This is a genomic window from Yeosuana sp. (genome assembly GCF_057126245.1).
Genome location: NZ_DBNGMQ010000077.1, coordinates 177907 through 186430, shown reverse-complemented (window position 1 = coordinate 186430; position 8524 = coordinate 177907). Strand labels below are relative to the sequence as shown.

Sequence of the window (8524 nt, the reverse complement as noted above, 5' to 3'; positions counted from 1 at the left end):
CTGAATGTCGCCGGTTCGAACCCGGTCTCCCGCTCTTTTTTAAAGCCGGTGTAGCTCAGGGGTAGAGCGTTTCCTTGGTAAGGAAGAGGTCACGGGTTCAATTCCCGTCATTGGCTCTATCAAAGTTAGAAACGTACACACTAATATTATTATATAACTAAGATTAAATAAATTAAACATGGCAAAGGCAAATTTTGATCGTTCAAAACCACATTTAAATATTGGTACAATTGGACACGTAGATCACGGTAAAACAACTTTAACTGCTGCTATTACTTCTGTATTAGCAAATGCAGGATTGTCTGAAATGAGAAGTTTCGATTCAATCGATAATGCTCCTGAAGAAAAAGAAAGAGGTATTACAATTAATACGTCTCACGTTGAGTATTCAACTGCAAATCGTCACTATGCGCACGTTGACTGTCCAGGTCACGCGGATTACGTAAAGAACATGGTAACGGGTGCTGCTCAAATGGATGGTGCAATTTTAGTGGTTGCTGCAACTGATGGTCCTATGCCTCAAACGCGTGAGCATATCTTATTAGGTCGTCAGGTAGGTATTCCTCGTATTGTTGTATTCATGAATAAAGTGGATATGGTTGATGATGAAGAGTTACTAGAATTAGTAGATATGGAAATTAGAGATCTATTATCGTTCTATGAGTATGATGGAGATAACGGGCCTGTAATTGCCGGTTCTGCCTTAGGTGCACTTAACGGTGAGCAAAAATGGGTTGATTCTGTAATGGAGCTTATGGAAGCTGTTGATACTTGGATAGAAGAACCATTAAGAGAAGTTGATAAGCCATTTTTAATGCCTATTGAAGATGTATTCTCTATCACTGGTCGTGGAACTGTTGCTACTGGTCGTATTGAAACTGGTATTGCAAATACTGGAGATCCTGTAGAAATTATTGGTATGGGTGCTGAGAAGTTAACTTCTACTATTACAGGTATTGAAATGTTCCGTCAAATTCTTGATAGAGGTGAAGCTGGAGATAATGCTGGTATCTTATTAAGAGGTATTGAGAAAACTCAAATCTCTAGAGGTATGGTAATTACTAAGCCAGGTTCTGTAACTCCACATGCTAAATTTAAAGCTGAGGTTTATATCTTGAAAAAAGAAGAAGGTGGACGTCACACGCCATTCCATAATAACTACCGTCCACAGTTTTACGTTCGTACAACTGACGTAACTGGAAACATTGTGCTTCCTGATGGAGTTGAGATGGTTATGCCTGGAGACAACTTAACTATCACTGTTGATTTAATTCAGAAAATTGCAATGAATGTAGGTTTACGTTTTGCGATTCGTGAAGGTGGTAGAACAGTTGGTGCTGGTCAGGTTACTGAGATTTTAGACTAATTAAGTATAATTATATAATAAGCTAAGGTATTCCATTTTTATGGAATGCCTTGACTTATATTTACGGGTTTAGCTCAGTTGGTAGAGCACTGGTCTCCAAAACCAGGTGTCGGGAGTTCGAGTCTCTCAACCCGTGCTTGGAAATAAAAAGTGCTTTTGAAAATAATCAAAAGATAATGCGAGATGAATGTATGATATTTTAATAATATTGAATCTCGTAAAATAAAATAAAATATAAATGGCTGGAATTGTAAATTATGTAAAAGAATCATTTGGAGAACTTAAAAATAATGTAAGTTGGACGCCATGGGCAGAAGCTCAAAGTTTAACTGTTTTAGTCGCGGTTTTTTCAATTGTATTTTCTTTAGCAATTTGGGGCGTTGATACCGTATTCAGCAGAGTGATTGCGTTTTACTTTCAATTAATTAGTTAACAGTAAAAATTCAATTCTATGTCTGAAGTAAGCAGTAAAAAATGGTATGTTGTTAGAGCAGTAAGTGGTCAGGAAAACAAAATCAAGACTTATATTGAGAATGAAATAGCTCGTTTAGGTCTTCAAGATTATGTAGATCAGGTGTTAGTTCCTACAGAAAGAGTTATTCAAATACGTAACGGAAAAAAAATTCATAAGGAAAAGGTTTTCTTCCCGGGATATATAATGATTCAGGCAAATTTAGCTGGTGAAGTTCCTCATATAATTAGATCGGTCACTAACGTTATTGGTTTTTTAGGAGAAACTAAAGGTGGAGACCCTGTGCCATTAAGACAATCTGAAGTTAACAGAATGTTAGGTAAGGTTGATGAATTATCAGTAGAGGAAAATGCTAATGTTGCAATTCCTTTTACAAAAGGAGAAACAGTAAAAGTTATCGATGGACCGTTTAATGGATTTGATGGTACGATTGAAAAAATAAATGAAGAAAAGCGTAAGCTTGAAGTAATGGTTAAAATCTTTGGAAGAAAAACACCATTGGAGTTAAGCTATATGCAAGTTGAAAAAGTATAATAATTGTTACACTATATAAAGAGATGCGGTTTTTGCTTCCAAATAAAAAACGTATCAAACTAAATTATTAAAAATGGCAAAAGAATTAGGTAAAGTAGTTAAGTTACAAGTTCGGGGAGGTGCTGCGAATCCATCGCCACCGGTTGGACCCGCTTTAGGTGCTGCTGGAGTTAACATTATGGAGTTCTGTAAGCAATTTAATGCGAGAACTCAAGATAAGCCTGGTAAAGTATTACCAGTTGTTATCTCTGTTTACAAAGACAAATCATTTGACTTTGTAATCAAAACTCCTCCAGCTGCAGTACAATTATTAGAAGCGGCCAAAGTGAAAAAAGGTTCAGGAGAACCAAACCGAAAAAAAGTAGCTAAAGTGTCTTGGGACCAGGTTAAAACTATTGCAGAAGACAAAATGGTAGATTTAAATGCATTTACTACGGAGTCTGCTATGAAAATGGTTGCTGGTACGGCAAGATCAATGGGAATAACTGTAACAGGAAAATTTCCATCTTAATCGATTAAAGACATTATAAAATGGCAAGATTAACAAAAAAGCAAAAAGAGGCTTTAGCAAAAATAGAAAAAGGGAAAATTTATTCTCTTGATGAAGCATCTTCATTAGTAAAAGAAATTACTAGTACAAAATTTGATGCATCTGTAGATATTGCGGTTCGTTTAGGAGTTGATCCTCGTAAAGCAAATCAAATGGTAAGAGGAGTTGTTTCACTTCCTCATGGTACAGGTAAAGACATGAAAGTATTAGCATTAGTAACACCAGATAAAGAAGCCGAGGCTAAAGAAGCCGGAGCAGATTACGTAGGTTTAGACGAGTATCTTGATAAAATTAAGAATGGTTGGACCGACGTTGATGTTATTATTACGATGCCAAGTGTAATGGGTAAATTGGGTCCTTTAGGACGTGTATTAGGTCCTCGTGGTTTAATGCCAAACCCAAAAACAGGCACAGTAACTATGGATGTTGCAAAAGCAGTTGCGGAAGTGAAAGCTGGGAAAATTGACTTTAAAGTTGATAAAACTGGTATTGTTCATGCTCCAATTGGAAAAGCATCATTTAGCGCTGATAAAATTGCAGGCAATGCAAATGAATTATTACAAACATTAATTAAATTAAAACCAACTGCTTCAAAAGGCACTTATGTTAAGAGCATTTATATGTCTTCTACAATGAGTCCTAGTATTGCCGTTGATTCAAAAATTGGTTAATAAGTTAAAACTTTTATTATGACAAGAGAAGAAAAATCAAAAGTAATTGAGGAATTAACTGCAGAATTAGCCAATAATGCAAATATTTATTTAACAGATATTTCAGGATTAAACGCAAATACTACCTCAAATTTACGTCGCGCTTGTTTTAAAGCCAACGTAAAATTAGCAGTTGTTAAAAATACATTACTAGAAAAGGCAATGGAAGCTTCAGATAGAGATTTTGGAGATCTTGCTACTGTCTTAAAAGGAAATACATCTGTGATGTATTCTGAAACTGGTAATGTGCCAGCTAAGCTAATAAAAACCTTCCGTAAAAAATCAGATAAACCTTTATTAAAAGGCGCATTTATTGAGGAAGCAGTTTATATTGGCGATAACCAATTAGACATGTTAGTAGATATCAAGTCTAAAGAAGAGTTAATAGGAGATATTATTGGATTATTACAATCTCCTGCTAAAAACGTTGTTTCAGCACTTAAATCAAGTGGTGGAAAACTAGCTGGAATTATTAAAACACTATCTGAAAAAGAAGGATAGTATTATCAAGTACGCACTTTATTACAATTATATTAAAATTAAAAAATTATTAAAACGATAGAAAAATGGCAGATTTAAAAGATTTCGCAGAACAATTAGTTAACTTAACAGTAAAAGAAGTAAACGAGTTAGCTACTATATTAAAAGATGAGTATGGTATCGAGCCTGCTGCTGCTGCTGCAGTTGCTGTTGCTGGTCCTGCTGCTGGTGGTGAAGAAGCCGCTGAAGCTCAAACTGAATTTGATGTGATATTAAAAGCAGCTGGAGCATCTAAATTAGCAGTTGTTAAATTAGTAAAAGAATTAACTGGTCTTGGCTTAAAAGAAGCTAAAGGTTTAGTTGATGAAGCACCAAGCCCAATTAAAGAAGCAGTTTCTAAAGACGAAGCTGAAGCATTAAAAGCATCTTTAGAAGAAGCTGGAGCAGAGGTTGAGCTTAAATAAGCTTACCTAACCAAGAACATAAAGGTTTAGGTCTGGAGGTTAACTCCAAGACCTAAACCATTTTGCGTATATAATCATTACATACGCCACAATTATTTTTTTTTAATCAAAACTCCGTCCATTGATGTTATCAACACAAGCTGAAAGATTAAATTTCTCCTCTATTGTAAATAGAACAGAGTATCCAGATTTCTTGGATATTCAGATAAAATCCTTCCAGGATTTTTTCCAATTAGAGACAAAATCAGAAGAAAGAGGAGATGAAGGTCTTTATAATACCTTCATGGAAAACTTTCCTATAACAGATTCTCGTAATCAATTCGTTTTAGAATTTTTAGATTACTTTGTAGATCCACCAAGATATGCTATTGATGAGTGTATTGAAAGAGGGCTTACCTATAGCGTTCCTTTAAAGGCGAGGCTAAAACTTTATTGTACAGATCCTGAACATGAAGATTTTGAAACTATTGTGCAAGATGTTTACTTAGGGACAATACCTTACATGACACCAAGTGGTACATTTGTAATTAATGGTGCAGAGCGAGTAGTTGTATCCCAATTACACAGATCTCCCGGTGTTTTCTTTGGACAGTCATTTCATGCAAATGGAACTAAATTATATTCAGCTAGGGTTATTCCTTTCAAAGGTTCTTGGATTGAATTTGCTACAGATATTAATCAGGTAATGTATGCCTACATTGATAGAAAGAAAAAATTACCTGTTACAACATTGTTCAGGGCTATAGGCTTTGAACGAGATAAAGACATTTTAGAGATTTTTGATCTTGCTGAAGAAGTAAAAGTATCAAAATCTGGATTAAAAAAATACTTAGGAAGAAAATTAGCAGCACGTGTTTTAAATACATGGCATGAGGATTTTGTTGATGAAGATACAGGAGAAGTTGTATCTATTGAGCGTAACGAAATTATTCTTGATCGTGATACAGTTTTAGATAAAGAGAATATAGAAGAAATTCTTGAGGCTGACGTTAAAACGATTCTTTTACACAAAGAAAGTGCTGAGCAAGGTGATTATGCAATTATTCATAATACATTACAGAAAGATCCAACAAACTCTGAAAAAGAGGCTGTTGAACATATATACAGACAACTGCGTAATGCTGAACCGCCAGATGAGGAAACAGCACGTGGTATTATAGATAAATTATTCTTTAGTGACCAACGTTATTCTTTGGGAGAAGTTGGGCGTTACAGAATGAATAAAAAATTAGGTCTTGATATTGGAATGGATAAGCAAGTGCTTACTAAAGAAGATATCATAACTATTATAAAATACTTAATAGAGTTAATCAATTCTAAAGCAGAGATTGATGATATTGATCACTTATCTAACCGTCGTGTTCGTACAGTAGGTGAACAATTATCTTCTCAATTTGGTGTTGGTTTAGCACGTATGGCACGTACGATTCGTGAACGTATGAACGTTCGTGATAACGAGGTGTTTACTCCTATAGATTTAATTAATGCTAAGACTTTATCGTCTGTTATTAATTCATTCTTCGGAACGAATCAGTTATCTCAGTTTATGGATCAAACAAATCCATTAGCTGAAATCACTCACAAACGTCGTTTATCAGCTTTAGGACCAGGAGGTTTATCTAGAGAAAGAGCAGGTTTCGAGGTTCGTGATGTTCACTATACACACTACGGACGTCTATGTCCAATTGAAACACCGGAAGGACCAAACATTGGTTTGATTTCTTCTCTGTCAGTATTTGCTAAGGTTAATTCAATGGGATTCATTGAAACTCCTTATAGAAAAGTAACTGATGGTGTCGTTGATATTAAAAATGCCCCCATTTATTTAAGTGCAGAAGAGGAAGAGGAAAAATTAATTGCGCAAGCAACCGTTAAAGTTGATGATGATGGTAAGATTTTACACGATAAAGTAATTGCTAGAATGGAAGGAGATTTCCCTGTGATTGATCCTAAAAGTCTTGATTACACAGACGTAGCGCCAAATCAAATCTCATCTATTTCGGCTTCTTTAATTCCGTTCTTAGAGCATGATGATGCAAACCGTGCCTTAATGGGATCTAACATGATGCGTCAGGCAGTTCCATTATTACTACCTCAAGCACCTATTGTTGGAACAGGCTTAGAGCGCCAAGTCGCTTCAGATTCTCGTGTACTTATCAATGCAGAAGGTAATGGTGTTGTTCAATATGTTGATGCCACCCAAATCGTTATTAAGTATGATCGTACCGAAGATGAGGCCAAAGTAAGTTTTGATAGTGATGTTAAGACATACCCCCTCGTAAAATTCAGAAAAACAAACCAAGGAACTTCTATCAATCTTAAACCAATTGTAATAAAAGGTGATAAGGTTACTAAAGGTCAAGTTTTATGTGAAGGTTATGCTACACAAAAAGGCGAATTAGCACTTGGTAGAAATATGAAAGTGGCCTTTATGCCTTGGAAAGGATATAATTTTGAGGATGCGATTGTGATCTCAGAAAAAGTTGTAAGAGAAGATATTTTTACTTCTATTCATATTGATGAGTATTCTTTAGAAGTTAGAGATACGAAGTTGGGTAACGAAGAATTAACCAATGATATTCCAAACGTTTCAGAAGAAGCTACTAAAGATTTGGATGAAAATGGAATGATTCGTATTGGAGCAGATGTGAAACCTGGTGATATTCTTATTGGAAAAATCACGCCAAAAGGTGAAAGTGATCCAACTCCTGAAGAAAAATTATTACGAGCTATCTTTGGTGACAAAGCAGGTGATGTTAAAGATGCCTCTTTAAAGGCGTCTCCATCCTTAAATGGTGTAGTAATAGATAAAAAATTATTTGCTCGTGCCGTTAAAGATAAACGCAAAAGAGCTCAAGATAAGGACGATATTGCTCAGTTAGAAGGTGTTTATGATGCTAAATTTGAAGATTTAAAAAATGTTTTAATCGAAAAATTATTCAACATCGTAAATGGTAAAACGGCTCAAGGTATTTATAATGATTTAGGCGAAGAAGTATTACCAAAAGGTAAAAAATTCACACTTAAAATGTTAAATGCAGTTGATGATTATGCGCATTTAGTGTCTGGAAAATGGACAACCGATGATCATACAAATCAATTAGTAGCAGATTTAATTCATAACTACAAAATTAAAGAAAACGATTTACAAGGGTCTTTAAGACGTGAGAAGTTTACAATTTCTGTAGGAGACGAACTTCCTGCCGGTATAATAAAACTTGCAAAAGTTTATATTGCTAAGAAACGTAAACTTAAGGTTGGTGATAAAATGGCAGGACGTCACGGTAACAAAGGTATTGTGGCTCGTATTGTTCGTCAAGAAGATATGCCTTTCTTAGAAGATGGAACGCCTGTTGACATCGTATTAAATCCGCTTGGTGTACCGTCTCGTATGAACATTGGTCAGATTTATGAAACTGTACTTGGTTGGGCTGGACAAAAATTAGGACGCACTTATGCGACGCCTATTTTTGATGGTGCTACCTTAGATCAGATTAACGAATTAACAGACGAAGCTGAAATTCCAAGATTTGGTCATACCTATCTGTATGATGGTGGAACAGGTCAACGTTTTGATCAACCTGCAACCGTTGGAGTTATCTATATGTTAAAATTAGGACATATGGTTGATGATAAAATGCACGCACGTTCAATAGGACCTTACTCATTAATTACGCAACAACCGCTTGGTGGTAAAGCACAATTTGGTGGACAGCGTTTTGGTGAGATGGAGGTATGGGCACTTGAAGCTTATGGCGCTTCTTCAACGCTACGTGAAATCTTAACCGTAAAATCTGATGATGTTATTGGTAGAGCAAAAACGTATGAAGCCATTGTTAAAGGCGAACCAATGCCAGAACCGGGACTACCAGAATCTTTCAATGTATTAATGCATGAGTTGAAAGGTCTTGGATTAGACATAAGATTAGAGGAATAATATATTGCACA

Annotated in this window: 8 protein-coding genes and 2 tRNA genes; all 10 read left to right on the top strand. The window is 35.5% G+C overall.

Going from position 1 to position 8524, the window contains the following annotated elements; translation table 11 throughout:
* Window positions 1-44: 44 nt before the first annotated feature.
* The 10 genes from AC15TD_RS10585 to rpoB all read left to right on the top strand — a co-directional run bounded on the left by AC15TD_RS10585 (window position 45) and on the right by rpoB (window position 8513).
* Window positions 45-116, top strand: a tRNA-Thr gene (locus AC15TD_RS10585).
* Window positions 117-178: 62 nt separating this feature from the next.
* Window positions 179-1366 (top strand): elongation factor Tu, encoded by a 1188-nt coding sequence (tuf, locus tag AC15TD_RS10580; protein ID WP_484452112.1) that lies wholly within the window; start codon window positions 179-181, stop codon window positions 1364-1366.
* Between the two features lie 63 nt (window positions 1367-1429).
* A tRNA-Trp gene (locus AC15TD_RS10575) sits at window positions 1430-1502 on the top strand.
* A 102-nt stretch (window positions 1503-1604) separates the two neighbouring features.
* The gene (secE, locus tag AC15TD_RS10570; protein WP_484452111.1) at window positions 1605-1799 is read left to right on the top strand and encodes a preprotein translocase subunit SecE; all 195 of its coding nucleotides are present in this window, start codon (window positions 1605-1607) and stop codon (window positions 1797-1799) included.
* 18 nt (window positions 1800-1817) lie between these two features.
* A complete protein-coding gene (nusG, locus tag AC15TD_RS10565; protein WP_484452110.1) occupies window positions 1818-2372 on the top strand; it encodes a transcription termination/antitermination protein NusG in 555 nt (184 codons plus the stop codon).
* A 73-nt stretch (window positions 2373-2445) separates the two neighbouring features.
* The gene (rplK, locus tag AC15TD_RS10560; protein ID WP_237231066.1) at window positions 2446-2883 is read left to right on the top strand and encodes a 50S ribosomal protein L11; all 438 of its coding nucleotides are present in this window, start codon (window positions 2446-2448) and stop codon (window positions 2881-2883) included.
* Between the two features lie 20 nt (window positions 2884-2903).
* Window positions 2904-3593, top strand: a complete 690-nt coding sequence (gene rplA, locus AC15TD_RS10555; RefSeq protein ID WP_484452109.1) for a 50S ribosomal protein L1 — start codon at window positions 2904-2906, stop codon at window positions 3591-3593.
* 18 nt (window positions 3594-3611) lie between these two features.
* Window positions 3612-4133 (top strand): 50S ribosomal protein L10, encoded by a 522-nt coding sequence (gene rplJ / locus AC15TD_RS10550; protein ID WP_484452108.1) that lies wholly within the window; start codon window positions 3612-3614, stop codon window positions 4131-4133.
* 65 nt (window positions 4134-4198) lie between these two features.
* Window positions 4199-4576: a 50S ribosomal protein L7/L12 gene (rplL, locus tag AC15TD_RS10545; protein WP_484452107.1), complete on the top strand. Its 378-nt coding sequence runs from the start codon at window positions 4199-4201 to the stop codon at window positions 4574-4576.
* Between the two features lie 124 nt (window positions 4577-4700).
* Window positions 4701-8513 carry a DNA-directed RNA polymerase subunit beta gene (gene rpoB, locus AC15TD_RS10540; RefSeq protein WP_484452106.1) on the top strand — a complete coding sequence of 1271 codons (3813 nt, stop codon included), beginning with the start codon at window positions 4701-4703 and terminating at the stop codon, window positions 8511-8513.
* Window positions 8514-8524 lie beyond the last annotated feature (11 nt).